The organism is Pseudomonas sp. GL-R-26 (assembly GCF_019947365.1).
In the GTDB taxonomy this organism is placed as follows: domain Bacteria; phylum Pseudomonadota; class Gammaproteobacteria; order Pseudomonadales; family Pseudomonadaceae; genus Aquipseudomonas.
Genome location: NZ_JAGYGI010000012.1, coordinates 93669 through 111408, shown reverse-complemented (window position 1 = coordinate 111408; position 17740 = coordinate 93669). Strand labels below are relative to the sequence as shown.

The following is a 17740-nucleotide window of genomic DNA, read 5'->3' as shown; positions in this document are numbered from 1 at the left end:
CCATTGCGGTCTCAAGGAATTACAGACTAGCAATGGCCACGGAACAGCGACGCACTATTTTCCTGAAAGCACCGCCGTCCCCTGTAGGAGCGAGCCTGCTCGCGATGAGGCCATCAGATTCAACAGTGAAGTTGACTGACAGACCGCTATCGCGAGCAGGCTCGCTCCTACATTGGATCGCGGGTTGCGGTCAAACGCGCACGTTACGCCCCGGCAGCGAAGTACGCTGGCTGCTCTCCCAGCCTTCGACCAACCCAACCGGCACATCCGCTGACGGCAACATCTGTGCGCCACGCACCAGATCGGAGGCGCGCTCGGCGAGCATGATGGTCGGCGCATTGAGGTTGCCGTTCGGCTCGGTCGGGAACACCGACGAATCGATCACCCGCAGACCGGCGATGCCACGCACGCGCAACTCGGAATCGACCACCGCCATGTCGTCCTCGCCCATGCGGCACGAGCCGCACGGATGGTAGGTGCTTTCCAGGTTGTCGCGCACAAAGGCGTCAAGGTCTTCATCGCTGGTCACCTGCGCGCCCGGGGCGATTTCGCCGTCACGGAAGCGGTCCATGGCTTTCTGGCCGATGATCTCGCGGGTCAGGCGAATGCAGCGGCGGAAACCTTCGCGGTCCTCTTCCCGCTCCAGGTAGTTGAAGCGAATTTCCGGATGCTCGTACGGATCGGCCGAGCGAACCCGCACATAGCCGCGGCTTTTCGGTTTGTTCGGCCCGGTCAGCACCATGAAGCCGTGGCCCTTGATCGGCTTGTTGCCGTCGTAGCGCATCGCCGCCGGCAGGAAGTGGAACTGGATGTCCGGCCAGCGCAGGCCCTTCTCGGAGCGGATAAATCCACCGGCCTCGAAGTGGTTGGTGGCGCCCAGGCCGTCCTTGAACAGCAGCCAGCGCAGACCGATCATCAGCTTGCTCAGCGGGTCCATCTTGTTGTTGAGGGTCACCGGTTCCTTGCAACCGAACTGGATGTATACCTCGGCGTGATCCTGCAGGTTCTCCCCTACTCCCGGCAGGTCGTGGCGTACGCCGATCCCGGCCTTGCGCAGGACGTCCGCCGGGCCAATGCCCGAGCGTTGCAACAGGTGCGGCGAGCCGATCGGCCCGGACGAGATCAGCACTTCGCGGTTGCAAAACACCTGGTGGGTCTGACCACCGTGGTCATACATGACCCCCACCGCACGCTTGCCTTCGAGAATGATCTGACGGGTCATCGCATGGGTGACCACCGTCAGGTTCGGACGGCCCATGGCCGGGCGCAGATAGGCGTTGGCGGTGGAGCAGCGCACGCCGTTCTTCACGGTCATGTGCATGGCACCGAAACCTTCCTGCATGTAGCCGTTGCAGTCTTCGGTCTTGATGTAGCCCGCCTCCGCGCCGGCTTCGACCCAGGCACCGTACAGCGGGTTTTTCATGTGGTTGCCGTTGGTGGTGTGCAGCGGCCCGGTTTGCCCGCGATAGCTGTCACCGCCCGACTCGTAGCTCTCGGCACGCTTGAAGTACGGCAGGCAGTTGCGATAGCCCCAGCCTTCGGCACCCAGGGATTCCCACTCGTCAAAGTCCAGCGCGTGGCCACGGATGTACACCAGGCCGTTGATCGACGACGAGCCGCCCAGCACCTTGCCCCGTGGGCAGTGAATGCGTCGGCCGTTGAGGTGGGTCTCCGGCTCGGTCTCGTAGCGCCAGTTGTACTTCTTGGTGTTCATCGGGATCGAGAATGCGCTCGGCATCTGGATCACTACGCTCTTGTCACTGCCGCCGAATTCCAGGACCAGCACCGAGGTGGCCGGGTCTTCGCTCAGGCGGTTGGCCAACACACAACCTGCCGAGCCTGCGCCAATGATGATGTAGTCGTATTTTTGCGTAGCCATTTTTTGCGTGGTCATGACTATCTCCCGACCGTCGATTCAGTGAATACCGGCAGTGGCTGCTGCTTGTGGGTCAGCGTGTCGCCGGTGGTGTATTGCGGGGAGTTTTTCTCGATCTGCTGGATCACCGCTTCTTCGCGTTTCAGATCAATCGAGCGGCTCAGCCAGTAGTACGCCAGGCCCGATACGATCAGCCCGACCAGCCAGGCGATGTCGATGCTGCCCAGCGCCTTGGCGAGCGGGCCGACATACACTTCGCGCTGTTCAACGCCATCGAAGATGTAGAAGAACGGGATCATCGAGACAAAACCGATGGCATAAGCGGCGATACCGCGCAGTCCCCAGCTGCCATAAATGTTGCCGTGGGGCATGAAGAAGTGCGGGATGGCGTAGCGGCCCTTGCGCACGAAGAAGTAGTCGGTGAGGTTGACCGAGGTCCAGGGCACCAGGAAGTACAGCATCACCACCAGGTAGATCCCCAGCACCGACAGGCCTTTGCCGGAACTCTGGATGCTCAGGGCCACGCCCAGTTGCAGCAGGATCACGAAGCCGATGGCCAGAATGCGTGCCCTGCGTGTTGGTTCGATGTGCTTGATCGAGTCGACGCAGGTCAGCGTGGTCAGCTTGGCGCTGTAGATGTTCATCGCGATCACCGGCAGGAACGCCAGGATGGTGACCACCACCACCGCCGTGCCCACCAGCGGCGACACGGTGTTGCCGACTTGCCCGAGGGCCACCAGCACGTCAGTGGAGTGCAGGTGATCGGCCAGCCAGCCACCCACGGAAATCATCCACGCACCGGACAACGAAGCCCCGAGGAACACCACGGCGATCAGCTTGCCGCTGGAGGTATTTTTCGGCAGGTAGCGCGAGTAGTCCGACACGTAAGGGGCGTAGGCGATGTTGTAACTGGCCGCCGCCGCAAACTGCGCGATGAAACCGGTCCAGTTGAAACCCAGCGGCTCACGGGCCACTTCGCCTTCCGCGAGTGCCGGCAGCACCGCATCCGGCACCCAGCCCATCACCACCGCCAAGGTCACCAGGCCATACAGCGGCAACGACAGGTACAGCGCCCATTTGAAGCTGCGGTGCATCCAGTCATGGCCGAGAATCGCCAGCACCGCCGCCGGTATGGTCACCGCCACTGCGATCACTGCGGGGTTGAACCCGAACAGCGTGTGCAGCCCCTGCATCATCAGTACCAGGTTGACGATGTTGAAGCCGGCGAACACGAACAGCGTCGCCAGCAACACCAGGATTACCCCGCGATAACCGAACTGCGCACGGGACTGGATCATCTGCGGCAGGCCAAGGTGCGGGCCCTGGGAGCCGTGAAACGCCATGAACAGTGTGCCGAACATGATGCCCAGCGTGCCGGCCAGCGTGGTCCAGAGCGCGGTCAGGCCGACGCTTGGGCCAACGAAGCCGATGGTCATGGTGAAGAAGGTGAAATTGCCGAGGAACCAGAACGGGCCCTGACTGGCCAGCTTGTCAGTGCGCTCGTTCTCGGGGATGAAGTCAATCGAATGCCCCTCGACGACGGATTTTTCGTCGAGGCTGGACACGCTCGGGGCGGACTTGGCGTTAGTGTTCATGATGGACTCTTATTGTTGGAAGATCATGACGAGATAACCGCGTTCTTTCGGGTGAACGACTCCCCTGTGGCCCTGAAAATGGGACTGCTGCGCAGTCCAGCGGGAGCAAGCTCCCTCGCCACAGGTTCAGTGTTGCCCGTGCCTACCTGGCGTTGTTGCAGATGCCTTTTGATTGTGGGGGCGCGTCAGCCCGGCAGCGTGATCCACACCGCCTTGGTTTCGAGCAGGTAGTCGAGCTGCTCGGCGCCCAGGTCCTTGCCGAATCCGGACTGCTTGTAGCCACCGAACGGCATCGACGGATCGAGGGTGCCGTGGGCGTTGACGTAGACCGAGCCTGCTTTCAAGCGTGGAATCAGGCTGTGCACCTTGCCCAGGTCGTTGGAATACAGTGCCGCCGCCAGGCCGAAGGGCGAATCGTTGGCCAGGGCCAGCGCTTCTTCCTCGTCGTCGAACGGTGCGGTGACCAGCACCGGGCCGAAGATCTCTTCCTGGACAATGCGCATGTCGTTGCGGCAATTGGCGAAGATGGTCGGCTCGACGAAGAAGCCTGGGCCATCGACCGGTTGGCCGCCGTAGACCAGTTCGGCGCCTTCGGCCTTGCCGGTTTCGATGTACTCGGTCACGCGCTGCTTTTGCAGGGCCGAAACCAGCGGGCCGATGAAGCAATCAGGATCCAGGCCCGGGGCGATTTTCAGGGTGCGTGTGTAGGCAATCAGTTCGCGCAGGAACTCGTCGTAGACACTCCTATGAATATAGGCCCGTGTACCGGCGTCGCATACCTGCCCGGAGTTGAAAAACACGCCGTTGGCGACCGCTTGGGCGGCGGCCGGGATGTCGGCGTCGGCGCAGACGATGACCGGTGATTTGCCACCGAGTTCCAGGGTCAGGCGCTTCATGTCATTCAGCGCTGCGCGGCCGACAGTCTGGCCGACCGGGGTCGAACCGGTGAAGGTCAGTTTGTCGATGCCCGGGTGGGTGGCCATGGCCGCACCGACCACGCTGCCGCGCCCGGTGACGATGTTGATCACGCCGTCGGGAATACCTGCTTCCTGCACCAGTTCAGCAAAACGCAGGGCCGACAACGAAGTCAGTTCGGCAGGCTTGACCACCACGGTGCAACCGGTCGCCAGCGCCGCGCCGAGCTTCCAGGCCATGGTTTGCAGCGGGAAGTTCCACGGCACGATGGCGCCAACTACGCCCACCGCTTCCTTGCGGGTATAGGCCAGGTAATTGCCCGGCAGCGAAGGTTCGACGGTACGCCCGTGCAGTTTGGTAGCCCAGCCGGCGAAGTAACGCAGGGTATCCACGGTGCCCTGGATGTCCACGTCCTTGGCGAAGGCAACCGATTTGCCCATGTCGATGGATTCGATTTCCGCCAGTTCAGCAGCGTTCTGCTCGATCAGGTCGGCCAGGCGCTGCATCATGCGCTCGCGTTCGGCCGGTTTGGCCTGGCGCCAGGCGCCGCCGTCGAACTGCGCGCGGGCGGCTTGCACGGCGCGGTCCAGGTCATCGGTGGTGCCCATGGGAATGCGGGTGATCAGGCCTTCGGTCGAAGGTTCGATCACATCGGAAGTCTGGCCGTCGCTGGCTTCGACCCAGGCGCCGCCGATGAACATTTTCTGGACCTTGCTGAGGAAGGTCTGGGTGGCTTCGCTGACGCCGAATTTTTGCAGGTAACTTTTGACGATCGTGTCCATTTTTGTTCTCTCTGCCCGGCAGTCAGAGCCTGCCGGGTCACTGGTTTCGATGATCAGGCTGATGCGGCTTCGCTCTCGGCGGCTGCCCGCACCTTGCCACGCTCGTGGAAGATGAAACCGATGCTGTTGAGCAACAGTTGCGCGGCCAGGATCGAGGTCATGCCGGTCGGGTCGTAGACCGGTGCCACTTCCACCAGGTCCATGCCGACGATGTTGCCTTTGCTGCGCTTGGCCAGGGCCTGGATGATTTCCAGCACTTCGTAGTAGAGGAAGCCGCCGTGGCTCGGGGTGCCGGTGCCGGGGGCGATGGACGGGTCGAAACCGTCGATGTCGATGGTGATGTAGTAGTTGATGTCCTGCGGGATCAGCGCCAGCACACCCTCGACGCCAAGGCGACGCACGTCACGCACTGAGAGGATTTTCGAGCCGGCTTCATGGGCCGCTTCATAGTCGTCGCGGTTGGACGACGACACGTTGCGGATGCCCATCTGGGTCATGCCGACAATGTGGTTCATTTCCGAGGCGCGGCGCAGCGGGTTGCCGTGGCCGTAGCGAACACCGTGGCGTTCGTCGACGAAATCCAGGTGCGCATCGAAGTGAATGATGTGGATCGGGCCGCGGCCTTCGAAGGCCTTGATCACTGGCGCGTGCACTGAGTGGTCGCCGCCGAGCACCACCGGCATCACGCCGGCGTCGAGGATCTTGCGCACGGCGTATTCGGTGTTCTTGTTGCTGGTGACCATGTCGGTGTGGACGATGTCGGCATCACCGACGTCGACCATGCGCACGTCCGATGCGGTGAGGTACATCACGTCATCTTCGTGATCGTAGGCGCCAGCGTGGCCGAAGGAAAACAGCGTCGATGCTTCGCGAATCCCGCGTGGTCCGAAGCGTGCGCCGGAGCGCCACTGGGTGCCCATATCGTTGGGCACGCCGAGCACCGCGACGTCGGCATCCAGTGCATCCCAATCGGTGCACACCGGGGATTTGCCAAAGGTGCAATGACCTACGAATGGCAGGTTCAGGCGACCGGATTCATAACCGTTGTTCGACATTTCTAGCCTCTCCACTTCTTGTTATCGGCTTGGCGGACTGCAAGGCGACCGCCGTTGGAAAGACTATGGGCGCAGGTTTTCGTGGAAAAAATGCTAAACATCAGATACTCATATCGGTATTGCCGATGCATCCACAGGCCGGAGGTCCAAGATGATCCAGCTGCACGATGTCGACCTGAAACTGCTCAGGGTGTTTGCCACGATTGTCCGCTGCGGCGGCTTTTCCGCTGCGCAGGCGGCGCTCAATGCCGGGCAGTCGACCATCAGCGAACAGATGACCCACCTGGAAACCCGTCTCGGGGTCAAACTCTGCCAGCGCGGGCGCAGCGGCTTTCGCCTGACCGAACAAGGGGTGGCCATTCATGAAGCCACCCAGCGCCTGCTGTCGGCGGTGGAAAACTTCTGCATGGACGCCGACGTGCTCAAGCAGCACATCAGCGGCAAGCTCAACCTGGGGATCATCGACACCACGATCACCGACCCCGACTCACCGATTCCGCGCACCACCCAGCGCTTCGTTTCACGGGGCCATGACGTGCATCTGAACGTGTACGTCGGCACCCCGGCGGAACTCGAAGAACGGGTGCTCGACGGTCGCCTGCACCTGGCCATCGGGCACTTTCCGATCCATGTGCCGGGGTTGCTGCAATCACCGCTGTACCAGGAAGCCCTGGGTTTGTATTGCGGCCGGCGTCACCCCTTGTTCGGCAGCCACGCCGAAGGTGAGGAACTGCTCGAAGAAGTCGCTGCCGGGCGCATCGTCGTGCGCGGCTACATGCAGCAATACGACCTCGAACACCTGGGCGTGAGCAAGGCGGCCGCCACCGTGGACAACATCGAAGCCACCGCGATCCTGATCATTTCCGGCGCCTACCTGGGTTTTCTGCCTGAGCACTTCGCCGCCCAGTGGGTCAAGAGCGGCGAGATGCACCAGTTGGCCCCAGGGAGTCTGCGTTTGAAATCGCCATTCGACGTGATCACCCGACGCGGCGCGGCACCGCCACCGATCCTCCAGGCGTTCCTCGAGGACTTGGCCGCCAGCGCCCGTAAAACCGGCAAGCCGTGATGTGACACTCGCCAAATTCAAATTTTGCCGGGCATACTGATTTGAGTTCGCCAACCTTGCAGGCCCGTCATGCGCATCCACGTCACCTTCATCGACCGCGTCGGCATCACCCAGGAAGTGCTGGCCCTGCTCGGTGGACGCAGTTTCAACCTGGACGCCGTGGAGATGGTGCCGCCGAACGTCTACATCGATGCGCCGACCCTCGGCGCCGAGGTGCTGGAGGAGTTGCGCGAGGCGCTTTTCGGCGTGCACGGCGTGCAAGCGGTGACCATGGTCGACATCCTTCCGGGGCAACGCCGGCGCCTGCAACTGGACGCGTTGCTGGCAGCCAGTTCCGACCCGGTGCTGGCGGTGGATGACCGCGGTCATGTGCTGCTGGCCAACCCGGCGCTGATCGCCCTCTGCGGCCGCGAACCGGCCGGTGAATCCCTGACCGCGCTGTTCGACGATGCCGATTTGCAGCGCACCTTGATCGCTCAGCATTTCCGCCTGCCAATGCACGAGGTCAGCCTCGGCGGCCAGACCTTGCTGCTCGACGCGATGCCGATCACCGACGCCGGCGCCCTGCTCACCCTGTATCAACCGAACCGCATTGGCGAACGCCTCTCGGCGCTGCACCATGACCATGCCGAAGGTTTCGATGCGCTGCTCGGCGAATCGCCGCCGATCCGTGCGCTCAAGGCCCGCGCCCAACGGGTGGCGGCCCTCGATGCGCCGTTGCTGATCCAGGGTGAAACCGGCACCGGCAAGGAACTGGTGGCCCGCGCCTGCCATGCCATCAGCCCACGGCACGATGCGCCGTTTCTGGCCCTGAACTGCGCAGCACTGCCGGAGAGCCTCGCCGAAAGCGAACTGTTCGGCTACGCCCCCGGTGCCTTCACCGGCGCGCAACGGGGCGGTAAGCTCGGCCTGCTGGAACTGGCCGATCAGGGCACGGTGTTTCTCGATGAGGTGGGGGAAATGTCGCCCTACCTGCAAGCCAAGTTGCTGCGGTTTTTGAGCGATGGCTGCTTCCGCCGGGTCGGTGGCGACAAAGAGGTCCGGGTCAATGTGCGGGTGCTCAGCGCGACCCACCGCGACCTGGAAAAAATGGTCGCCGAAGGGCGTTTTCGCGAAGACCTGTTCTACCGCCTCAACGTGCTCAACCTGCAAGTGCCGCCGCTGCGCGAGCGTGGTCATGACATCCTGCTGATGGCCAATCACTTCATGCAACAGGCCTGCGCGCAGATCCAGCGACCGCCGTGTCGTTTGGCACCGAGCACCTTCAGCGCCCTGCTCGGCAACCGCTGGCCGGGCAACGTGCGGCAACTGCAAAACGTGATCTTTCGCGCGGCGGCGATCTGCGAAAACCCGCTGGTGGACATCGACGACCTTGACATCGCCCGCACGGCGGTAGAGCGGCAGAACGACGGCGAAGTCGGCAGCCTGGAAGAGGCGGTTGGCGACTTTGAGAAGAACCTGCTGGAACAGCTTTATCGCAGCTATCCGTCCAGCCGGTTGCTGGCGGCGCGGTTGCAGACGTCCCATAGCGCCATCGCGATTCGCTTGCGCAAGTATGGGATTCCCGCCAAGCCCTGAGTGATCTGTCGGAACACATTCCCCTGCTCGCGATAGCGGCCTGACAGTCAACATACGTTTCGACTGACACGCCCTCATCGCGAGCAGGCTCACTCCTACAGTGGACTGTGTTGCACCTGCACTTTTCGTCTGCAAATCGATACAGCGTAGCGAAATCAAGACAAAACCTTTCCCACCCGCAATTACGGCGTCTGCGCCCACTGCCCTGCTTGTCTGTATTGATTTCAATACGAATGGAATCTCTCGCACTTAATAAAATCACTTCAAGCCATTGATTTAAAACAAATAAAAAACATTGGCACCGCCCTTGCTATCACTCCTGCAACCCCGCTCGTCGTCCCGCCACGAGCCTTAAAACAATAAGGAGTTGATATGAGCCAATTGCGTTTTACCGTCGATCACGAATGGTTGCGCCTTGAGAGCAATGGCCTGGTCACCGTCGGCATCACCGCATTTGCCCAGCAGGCGTTGGGGGATGTGGTGTTCGTTCAGGTGCCTGAACTGGGCGCCTTCGATGCAGGCGCTGAAGTGTCGGTGCTGGAATCGGTGAAGGCCGCCAGCAGTATCGGCATGCCGCTGGACGGTGAAGTGGTCGAGATCAACACGACGCTGGAGAGCACCCCGGAACTGGTCAACGAAGACCCATTGGGTGAAGGCTGGTTCTTTCGCTTCAAACCGGTCGATGTAGAGGCGTTGAGCGATCTACTGGATCAAGACGCCTATGAACGCCTGACCGCAGAACACGCCGACGCTTGAAGCCCCCTGGGCACTTCCCGAATCCGAAAAAGGACCACACCATGTTCAGCAAGCACGACCAGATCAAAGGCTACGACGACGAACTGCTGTCGGCGATGAACGCCGAGGATGCGCGGCAGGAACACCATATCGAACTGATTGCCTCGGAAAACTACACCAGTCAGCGGGTGATGGAGGCACAAGGCAGCGGCCTGACCAACAAGTACGCCGAAGGCTATCCGGGCAAGCGTTACTACGGCGGCTGCGAGCACGTCGATGTGGTCGAGCAACTGGCCATCGATCGCGCCAAACAGCTGTTCGGCGCCGATTACGCCAACGTCCAGCCGCACTCCGGCAGCCAGGCCAACGCCGCGGTTTATCTGGCCCTGCTGCAAGCCGGCGACACCGTGCTGGGCATGAGCCTGGCCCACGGCGGTCACCTGACCCACGGCGCCAAGGTGAGTTTTTCCGGCAAGCTCTACAACGCGGTGCAGTATGGCATCGACACCAAGACCGGTCTGATCGATTACGACGAAGTCGAGCGCCTGGCGGTCGAGCACAAGCCGAAGATGATCATCGCCGGGTTCTCGGCCTATTCGAAGACCCTGGACTTCCCGCGTTTCCGTCAGATCGCGGACAAGGTCGGCGCGTATTTCTTCGTCGACATGGCCCACGTCGCCGGGCTGGTGGCGACCGGTCTGTACCCCAATCCCCTGCCCTACGCCGACGTGGTCACCACCACCACCCACAAGACCCTGCGCGGCCCGCGCGGCGGTTTGATTCTGGCCAAGGCCAATGCGGAACTGGAGAAGAAGCTCAACGCCGCGGTTTTCCCCGGCGGTCAGGGCGGCCCGCTGATGCACGTGATCGCCGCCAAGGCCGTGTGCTTCAAGGAAGCGCTGGAACCAGGCTTCAAGACTTATCAGGCACAAGTGATCCGCAACGCCCAGGCCATGGCGCAGGTGTTTATAGAGCGCGGTTATGACGTAGTGTCCGGCGGCACCGACAACCACCTGTTCCTGGTCAGCCTGATCCGCCAGGGCCTGACCGGCAAGGACGCCGACGCCGCCCTCGGTCGCGCCGGCATCACCGTGAACAAGAACGCAGTGCCCAACGATCCGCAATCGCCGTTCGTGACCTCAGGGCTGCGCATCGGTACGCCGGCGATCACCAGCCGTGGCTTCAAGGAAGCGCAAAGCATTGCCCTGGCCGGCTGGATCTGCGACATCCTCGATCACTTGGGCGATGCCGATATCGAGGCCAATGTCGCCCGGCAGGCGGCCGCCCTGTGCGCCGACTTCCCGGTCTACCGCGACTGAGCACACAACACAAAACCCCTGTAGGAGCGAGCCTGCTCGCGATAGCGTCGTATCAGTCAATATGAATAGCGACTGATCCACCGCTATCGCGAGCAGGCTCACTCCTACAGGTTCTGCTCCCTGCTGCACAAGGAAAGCATCATGAATGCCATTGTCGAATCGACCGGCAAGAGCCCGGCCAAAGTAGAAATCGGCACCAAACTGCGCGGAGCGGAAAAGGTCGCGCGGATTCCGGTGAAGATCATTCCCACGGATGAGTTCCCGCGCAAACCGGACTGGATTCGTGTGCGCATGCCGATCTCTCCCGAGGTCGACCGGATCAAGCAGCTGCTGCGCAAGCACAAACTGCACAGCGTCTGCGAAGAAGCTTCGTGCCCGAACCTCGGTGAGTGTTTTTCCGGCGGTACGGCGACTTTCATGATCATGGGCGACATCTGCACCCGTCGCTGTCCGTTCTGCGATGTCGGCCATGGCCGGCCCAAGCCGCTAGATGTCAATGAACCGATGAACCTGGCCGTGGCCATCGCCGAGCTGCGCTTGAAGTACGTGGTGATCACCTCGGTGGACCGCGACGATTTGCGCGACGGTGGCGCCCAACACTTTGTCGATTGCCTGCGGGAAATCCGCAAGCTGTCCCCCGGCATTCAACTGGAAACCCTGGTGCCGGATTATCGCGGACGCATGGACGTGGCCCTGGCGATCACCGCCAATGAGCCCCCGGATGTGTTCAACCACAACCTGGAAACCGTGCCGCGCCTGTACAAGGCAGCGCGGCCGGGGTCGGACTTCGAGTGGTCGCTGGACCTGCTGCAGAAATTCAAGCAAGCGGTGCCCCATGTGCCGACCAAATCCGGCTTGATGCTGGGCCTTGGCGAAACCGACGAGGAAGTCATCGAGGTCATGCAGCGCATGCGCGAGCACGACATCGACATGCTGACCCTCGGCCAATACCTGCAACCCTCGCGCAGTCACTTGCCGGTGCAGCGCTTCGTGCACCCGGACACCTTTGCCTGGTTCGCCGAGGAAGGCACGCGCATGGGCTTCAAGAACGTGGCGTCCGGGCCGCTGGTGCGTTCGTCCTATCACGCCGATCAACAACTTCATGGAGGTACGGACGGTTTCAAGCCATGATGGAATGACTGGTCATGCATGGAGCCGTTTCCGATGTCGCGTTCACCCTGTCTGTTGTTGCTGTGCCTGAGCCTTGCCACGCCGTGCATGGCCGACGAGTCGAAACCCGGGCACATGGTGTATGTGCGCAGCGTCGACCCGGGCATCGAGCAGGACATCCGCTACGCCAGCGCGCACAACTTCACCGGGCACCCGCTCGACGGCTACCAGGCGGCGGAATGTCTACTGTCGGAGGACGCTGCGAAGGCGTTAGCCCGAGTGCAACGCTCACTGAAAGCCGAAGGCTACGGCTTGAAAGTATTCGACTGCTATCGACCCAAGCGTGCGGTGGCGGACATGGGCCGCTTCGCCACCGAACCTGGCGACCCGCTGAAGACCGAGTTCTATCCACGGGTCGACAAGCAGGACTTCTGGCGCCTGGGTTATGTGGCCCGGGTGTCCAATCATTCCCGGGGCAACACAGTCGACCTGACGATGACCGGTCCCGACGCCCTGCCTGCCGACACCTGGACGCCTTCTGCCACGCCAGTGGATTGCACGGCACCTTATGGCAAGCGCTGGCACGACGGCGCCCTCGACATGGGTACCGGCTTTGACTGCTTCGATGAGCGGGCGCACACCGACTCGACGCTGATCAACGCCACGGCCAAAGCCAATCGCCAGCGCCTGACCAGTGCCATGGCCAAGGAAGGCTTTGTGGGTTATTCGGCTGAGTGGTGGCACTTCACGTACAGCGGGAATCTGCCGAAGCCGGACGTCATGGACTTCCCCATCACGCCGCTTGCACCATGAACATTCTGCTCAAGGCCCTGTTGGTGGCGTTGTTTCCGCTGGCCGCAATGGCCCAGGGACTCGACGGCAGCGACCAACTGATCGTGGTCACCAGTAAAAGCTGGGATGACATTCAGGGTACTGCACAGCGTTATGAGCGTCACGGGCAGGCCTTCCAAAAATTCGAAGCGCCCTTTGCTGTGGTGCTCGGCAAGAACGGCATGGGTTGGGGCAAGGGGCTGCTCGATATCGGGCAACCTGAAGGACCGGTCAAACAGGAAGGCGATGGCAAGGCACCGGCAGGAATGTTCAAGCTGGGCACGGCGTTTGGCTACGCGCCTGCGGCCGAAACCCGCCTGCCTTATCTACCGTTGACGCCGACCATCGAATGCGTGGATGACAGCCAATCGACTCGCTACAACGAACTGGTCGACGGAGCGGTCGTCGAAAAGGACTGGAACAGCTCCGAACGGATGCGCCGCTCGGATGAGCTGTACCGCCAAGGCATCGTCATCCAGCACAACATTCCGGCCTCTCCTGCTGCCGGTTCATGCATTTTCTTCCACATCTGGCGTGGCCCTAGTGCAGCAACCCGTGGCTGTACGGCCATGGAACCGGGGGATATCGCGCGGTTGTTCGATTGGCTGGACCCAAGTAAATCCCCGGTGCTGGTGCAATTGCCTGAAGCGCAGTACGAACGGTTGCGTGAGCGTTGGAAACTGCCGAAGCGCTAACTGGTAAACGCTGAACCTGGGGCGAGGGAGCTTGCTCCCGTTGGGGCGCGAAGCGGCCCTAAAAGATGGGCCTGCTGCGCAGTCCAGCGGGAGCAAGCTCCCTCGCCACAAAAGCCCCCTCGCCACAAGAACTCGGTGCTCTGACGGGTATTAACCCCGCTCAACCACCACCGCACTCATCGACGGCTTGACCAGCGCGTAATAGATCACCCCCGGCACCAACAACCCGACGATCCACGAAATGTCCACGCCGCCCAGTTGCGCAACCATCGGCCCAGAGTAGAAATGGGTGTCGACAAAAGGCAGCTGGATCAACACGCCGATCACATACACGCTGATCCCCAGCACGTTCCAGCGACCATAGCGCCCGTTCGGGTCGGACAACGCAGGAATGTCGTAACGCTCCTTGTTGATGAAGTAGTAATCCACCAGGTTGATCGCGCTCCACGGGGTGAAGAACGTCAGCAAAAACAGGATGAAGTACTTGAACGAGTTGAGGAACGAGTACTGCCCCAGCAATGCCAGCGCGGTGGACGCCGCGACGATCAGCAGCACAAACAGCATGCGCTGGCGGGCGGTGATTTCCAGGCGACGACGAAAGCCACTGATGATGGTGGCGATGCACATGAAACTGCCGTAGGCGTTGAGGGTGGACACCGTGACCTTGCCGAACACAATGCTCAGGTACAGCAAGGACGCGATCACACCGCTACTGCCCAGGCCGACAATCGTCGCCACTTCGTGCCCACGGAAATTGGCCCCGGCCAGTGCGGCGGCGAACACCCCCAGCACCATCGAAGTCTGAGCCCCCAGCACTGTGCCGAGGCCCACGGCGGTGAAGGTTTTCCACGATGAAGTCTTGCTCGGCAGGTAGCGTGAGTAGTCCGCCACGTAGGGGCCGAAGGCGATCTGCCAGGATGCCGAGAGCGAAACCGCCAGCAGGAAGGTGCTCCAGGCAAAATGACGATTGTCGAGCAGCAGGCCGATGTCGTTGAGGGTCATCAATCGGGTGAACAGGTAGGCGAAGGCGATGATGCCCAGCACGCTGGCCACCCGCCCGACCAGGTGAATCACCCGATACCCGAAGATCGTCAGGAACGCGATGCACGCCGCGAAAATCAGGATGCCGGTGCTGTCGCTGACACTGATCAACTGCGCGATCGCCTGCCCCGACAGCACCGCGCCGGTGGCGCTGAAACCCAGATACATCAGGCACACCAAAACAATCGGGATCGCCGCGCCATACACCCCGAACTGCACGCGACTGGAGATCATCTGCGGCAAGCCGAGCTTCGGCCCTTGCGCCGCGTGCAGCGCCACCACGGCACCGCCGAGCACTTGCCCGATCAGCAAGCCGATCAGCGACCAGAACACATCGCCGCCCAGCACCACGGCCAGGGCGCCGGTGACGATGGCGGTGATTTGCAGGTTGGCGCCGAGCCACAGGGTGAACTGGCTGTAGAGACTGCCGTGTCGCTCAGCCTCGGGAATGAAATCGATCGAGCGGGTCTCGACCAAGGGACTGCGTTGCGCACTCATGACGGTGTTTCCTTTGAGGAGCTGTTTTTATCGTCGGGGTTGAACTTAGAAGGTCTTGGTGGCACTTGCAACGACCGTGGCCGAGCACAGGTCGTCATAGCCATACCAGCCACTGCATTCACTCTTCGTCAGGTCGGTGTCGACATAGCTCAGGCCCCAGGTCACGCCAACAAAATCACGGGTCAACTTGGCCTCCCACTCGTAGTAGGCCTCGCGGTTGTCGCCGTTGGAGGACCAGAAAGCCGGGTCTTTCACGTCGTTGCGTCCCACGCGCAACTCCAGGCCGACTTCGGCCGGCAGCGTGAACTTGTAGCCGACGTAAGTGTAGAGCGTGTCCTGGTCTTCGCCGAAAACGTTCGGCGTGTCCTTGGAGTAATTGGCACCCAGCTTCACGCCGTACAGGTCGAGGACGGCGTAGATTTCGCTCAGGTTGAATTCGGAATTTTTCGGGTAGTCGTACTTGATGTAGCCCAGATCCAGGCTGATCGCGTCCGTCGCCTGCCAGTAGTAACCGGCGTAGTACTCACGCTCCTGCCGGGTGTCGAAGCCGCCGCCGAAATCCACGTTGGAGGTCCAGGCGCCGATGTACAGGCCGCTGCTGTGCAGCAGCGTTGCGCCGCCCTGTACCGCCGGATCGCCCAAGGTTTGCGAGATGCCCCGGGAACGGTAGTCGCTGACGACGCCCAGGGTCATATCCAGGCTGAAATCATCGTTGAGGGCCAGGGCCTGGCTGGTCAGGGGGGCCAGTGCGAGTGCTGCGAGGGTCAATGCTGAAAGTGCGTTCATACAGTTCTCTTGTTGTTATGGCGTACGGGGAATTTCAGGCATGGCGATGCCAGGCCCCTCGCGCTACGAGGGGCTGGCAGTTTTTTGCGGGTGCTGGGTGTTCGCAGGTCAGGACGCGGGGGCGTAGACCTGCTTGCCGGCGAAGAAGGTGTTCAGGACTTTGGTTTCGAACAGGTCGTCATCGCTGACCTTGAACACATCACGGTCGAGGATGATCAGGTCGGCCTGCTTGCCCGGTGCCAGCGAACCGATCTGCTGCTCCAGGCGCAGGGTTTTCGCCGCGTTGATGGTGTAGGCGTAGAACATGGTCTGGCGGTCGATGCTTTCCTTGGCATTGAGTACGCCCAACGGACCTTTGCGCGTGCTGGCCTGGGCAATGGCGTTGAACGGGTTGGCGCTCGACACCGGCCAGTCGCTGCCACCGGCAATCGTCGCGCCGGCGTTATGCAGGGACCGCGCGGGATACTGGTAACCGTAGGCAAAGGCGCTGATGTAAGGCTTGACCAGTTCGACGGTGTAGGACTCGCCGGTGGCCCACAGCAGTTGCATCGAAGCGATCACGCCCAGTTCTTTGAAGCGTGGAAACTCCTTGGGGTTGACCAGTTGCAGGTGCGCGATGCTGTGGGGCACCGGCGTCGGGCTGAGCTTGCGCGCATACGCCACGCCATTGAGCGCTTCACGCACCGCGCGGTCGCCGACGGCGTGCATGTGCACGATCCAGCCGCGTTTTTCCGCCGCCACCACCAGTTCGCCGAAGTGCGCCGGGTCGGTCAGCAACTGACCATTTTTATGGCTGTTCTTGAACGGCACGATGACCGCTGCGGTTTGCCCCGGGAATTCGAGAATGCCGTCGACAAACACCTTGATGCCGGGGAACGTCAGGTTAGGCACGCCCTCGAACTGCTTCATCACCGTGGCGATCACTTCCAGGTCGGCGGGTTTGCTCTTCGGATTGGTGACCATCAACGCCGCGACGTGGGCACTGAGCTCGCCGTTCTGCGCCAGCTCCTTGTACAGCGGCAGCACGCCGACACTTTCCGCGGTGGCATGGAAATCGAACAGCGAATCTTCACTGCCGCCGTTCGCCGCCGCGTCCATCCAGGCGGTGACGCCGAACTGATTGTTGATCTTCACCGCCTCGCGAGCGGCCTTGAGCATGGCCTCCGGGGTGGGCGCCGGAATACCGTTGCGCACCACGTCCCAGCGGGATTCGGCGAAGTAGCCGTTCGGCGTGAAGTCCGCTTCATGGCCGATGTAGCCGCGCTCTTTTTCCGGCAGGCTTTTGACCAGTGCCGCATCGATGTTCAAGCGTTTGAGCATCGCGTTGTTGGCCCAACCGGTGTGGCCGTCGATGCCGCTGAAGACAATCGGTTGATCCGCCCAGCGTCCCTGATTGAACACCTTGCCCAGTTCACGGCTTTTCTCCCAGTAGGCCGAACTGACCCCGGCCACGCTGATCACGTCGCCGGAGCGGGCACGTCCGGCCTTGTCTTCTTCGATCAACCATTGCTCCAGTTCCGGCAAGGGTTTGACCTCGTCCAGCAGGTTGGCCTTCATGCTGTCGAAAGCGCCCGTGACCGGGTGGCTGTGGGTGTCGATCATGCCCGGCATCAACACTTTGCCCGCCAGGTCGATGCGCTGGGTCTTGGCATCGGCCAGAGCGTTGATTTCGGCATCGCTGCCCACTTTCAGAATCTTGCCGTCTTGCACCGCAACAGCCTGCACCAGTGCCTGGCCGGGTTCGGCGGTAAAGACCTTGCCGTTGAACAACACCAGGTCGGCGGCGGCCATGGCCTGCACCGACGACAAGGCCAGCGCGGCGGCCAACAGGTTTGGAATCAATCGCATCGGAACGCTC

The 17740-nt window shown here is 61.8% G+C and carries 14 protein-coding genes; 7 read left to right on the top strand and 7 right to left on the bottom strand.

Annotation, left to right across the window (positions count from 1 at the left end; translation table 11 throughout):
• Window positions 1–190: 190 nt before the first annotated feature.
• The 4 genes from betA to speB form a co-directional block, all read right to left on the bottom strand.
• Complete coding sequence (gene betA, locus KGA96_RS14590; RefSeq protein ID WP_046037980.1) at window positions 191–1879, bottom strand: choline dehydrogenase; 1689 nt, start codon at window positions 1877–1879, stop codon at window positions 191–193.
• A gap of 17 nt (window positions 1880–1896) precedes the next feature.
• A complete protein-coding gene (locus tag KGA96_RS14585; RefSeq protein ID WP_223513351.1) occupies window positions 1897–3471 on the bottom strand; it encodes a purine-cytosine permease family protein in 1575 nt (524 codons plus the stop codon).
• 185 nt (window positions 3472–3656) lie between these two features.
• Entirely contained in the window at window positions 3657–5168 is a 1512-nt protein-coding gene (locus KGA96_RS14580) for an aldehyde dehydrogenase family protein (protein ID WP_223464508.1), read from the bottom strand.
• A gap of 53 nt (window positions 5169–5221) precedes the next feature.
• Window positions 5222–6223 (bottom strand): agmatinase, encoded by a 1002-nt coding sequence (gene speB / locus KGA96_RS14575; RefSeq protein WP_046037917.1) that lies wholly within the window; start codon window positions 6221–6223, stop codon window positions 5222–5224.
• A 151-nt stretch (window positions 6224–6374) separates the two neighbouring features.
• Between speB and KGA96_RS14570 the strand changes: the two genes are divergently transcribed.
• From KGA96_RS14570 to KGA96_RS14540, 7 genes are all read left to right on the top strand, one after another.
• Window positions 6375–7289 (top strand): LysR family transcriptional regulator, encoded by a 915-nt coding sequence (locus tag KGA96_RS14570; protein ID WP_046037916.1) that lies wholly within the window; start codon window positions 6375–6377, stop codon window positions 7287–7289.
• A 69-nt stretch (window positions 7290–7358) separates the two neighbouring features.
• On the top strand, window positions 7359–8867 hold the full coding sequence (locus KGA96_RS14565) for a sigma-54-dependent transcriptional regulator (RefSeq protein WP_046037915.1): 1509 nt from the start codon (window positions 7359–7361) through the stop codon (window positions 8865–8867).
• 372 nt (window positions 8868–9239) lie between these two features.
• The gene (gcvH, locus tag KGA96_RS14560) at window positions 9240–9623 is read left to right on the top strand and encodes a glycine cleavage system protein GcvH (RefSeq protein WP_223513349.1); all 384 of its coding nucleotides are present in this window, start codon (window positions 9240–9242) and stop codon (window positions 9621–9623) included.
• Window positions 9624–9664: 41 nt separating this feature from the next.
• Window positions 9665–10921 carry a serine hydroxymethyltransferase gene (gene glyA, locus KGA96_RS14555; protein WP_046037911.1) on the top strand — a complete coding sequence of 419 codons (1257 nt, stop codon included), beginning with the start codon at window positions 9665–9667 and terminating at the stop codon, window positions 10919–10921.
• A 141-nt stretch (window positions 10922–11062) separates the two neighbouring features.
• Complete coding sequence (lipA, locus tag KGA96_RS14550) at window positions 11063–12052, top strand: lipoyl synthase (RefSeq protein ID WP_223454025.1); 990 nt, start codon at window positions 11063–11065, stop codon at window positions 12050–12052.
• 33 nt (window positions 12053–12085) lie between these two features.
• Window positions 12086–12844, top strand: a complete 759-nt coding sequence (locus tag KGA96_RS14545; RefSeq protein ID WP_223513347.1) for a M15 family metallopeptidase — start codon at window positions 12086–12088, stop codon at window positions 12842–12844.
• Complete coding sequence (locus tag KGA96_RS14540) at window positions 12841–13557, top strand: L,D-transpeptidase (RefSeq protein WP_223513345.1); 717 nt, start codon at window positions 12841–12843, stop codon at window positions 13555–13557. Before KGA96_RS14545 ends, KGA96_RS14540 begins: the two co-directional genes overlap by 4 nt.
• 150 nt (window positions 13558–13707) lie before the next feature.
• Here the strand turns inward: KGA96_RS14540 and KGA96_RS14535 are convergent, their stop codons facing one another.
• The 3 genes from KGA96_RS14535 to KGA96_RS14525 all read right to left on the bottom strand — a co-directional run bounded on the left by KGA96_RS14535 (window position 13708) and on the right by KGA96_RS14525 (window position 17730).
• Window positions 13708–15096, bottom strand: a complete 1389-nt coding sequence (locus tag KGA96_RS14535; RefSeq protein ID WP_223513329.1) for a purine-cytosine permease family protein — start codon at window positions 15094–15096, stop codon at window positions 13708–13710.
• 45 nt (window positions 15097–15141) lie between these two features.
• Complete coding sequence (locus KGA96_RS14530) at window positions 15142–15882, bottom strand: TorF family putative porin (RefSeq protein WP_223464518.1); 741 nt, start codon at window positions 15880–15882, stop codon at window positions 15142–15144.
• A gap of 108 nt (window positions 15883–15990) precedes the next feature.
• Window positions 15991–17730 (bottom strand): amidohydrolase, encoded by a 1740-nt coding sequence (locus KGA96_RS14525; RefSeq protein ID WP_046037900.1) that lies wholly within the window; start codon window positions 17728–17730, stop codon window positions 15991–15993.
• Window positions 17731–17740: the final 10 nt, after the last annotated feature.

Excerpts from the sequence above, each read along its gene's own strand:
- betA (WP_046037980.1), bottom strand. The coding sequence starts at position 1,879 with ATGGCTACGCAAAAATACGACTACATCATCATTGGCGCAGGCTCGGCA.
- KGA96_RS14585 (WP_223513351.1), bottom strand. The coding sequence starts at position 3,471 with ATGAACACTAACGCCAAGTCCGCCCCGAGCGTGTCCAGCCTCGACGAA.
- KGA96_RS14580 (WP_223464508.1), bottom strand. The coding sequence starts at position 5,168 with ATGGACACGATCGTCAAAAGTTACCTGCAAAAATTCGGCGTCAGCGAA.
- speB (WP_046037917.1), bottom strand. The coding sequence starts at position 6,223 with ATGTCGAACAACGGTTATGAATCCGGTCGCCTGAACCTGCCATTCGTA.
- KGA96_RS14570 (WP_046037916.1), top strand. The coding sequence starts at position 6,375 with ATGATCCAGCTGCACGATGTCGACCTGAAACTGCTCAGGGTGTTTGCC.
- KGA96_RS14565 (WP_046037915.1), top strand. The coding sequence starts at position 7,359 with ATGCGCATCCACGTCACCTTCATCGACCGCGTCGGCATCACCCAGGAA.
- gcvH (WP_223513349.1), top strand. The coding sequence starts at position 9,240 with ATGAGCCAATTGCGTTTTACCGTCGATCACGAATGGTTGCGCCTTGAG.
- glyA (WP_046037911.1), top strand. The coding sequence starts at position 9,665 with ATGTTCAGCAAGCACGACCAGATCAAAGGCTACGACGACGAACTGCTG.
- lipA (WP_223454025.1), top strand. The coding sequence starts at position 11,063 with ATGAATGCCATTGTCGAATCGACCGGCAAGAGCCCGGCCAAAGTAGAA.
- KGA96_RS14545 (WP_223513347.1), top strand. The coding sequence starts at position 12,086 with ATGTCGCGTTCACCCTGTCTGTTGTTGCTGTGCCTGAGCCTTGCCACG.
- KGA96_RS14540 (WP_223513345.1), top strand. The coding sequence starts at position 12,841 with ATGAACATTCTGCTCAAGGCCCTGTTGGTGGCGTTGTTTCCGCTGGCC.
- KGA96_RS14535 (WP_223513329.1), bottom strand. The coding sequence starts at position 15,096 with ATGAGTGCGCAACGCAGTCCCTTGGTCGAGACCCGCTCGATCGATTTC.
- KGA96_RS14530 (WP_223464518.1), bottom strand. The coding sequence starts at position 15,882 with ATGAACGCACTTTCAGCATTGACCCTCGCAGCACTCGCACTGGCCCCC.
- KGA96_RS14525 (WP_046037900.1), bottom strand. The coding sequence starts at position 17,730 with ATGCGATTGATTCCAAACCTGTTGGCCGCCGCGCTGGCCTTGTCGTCG.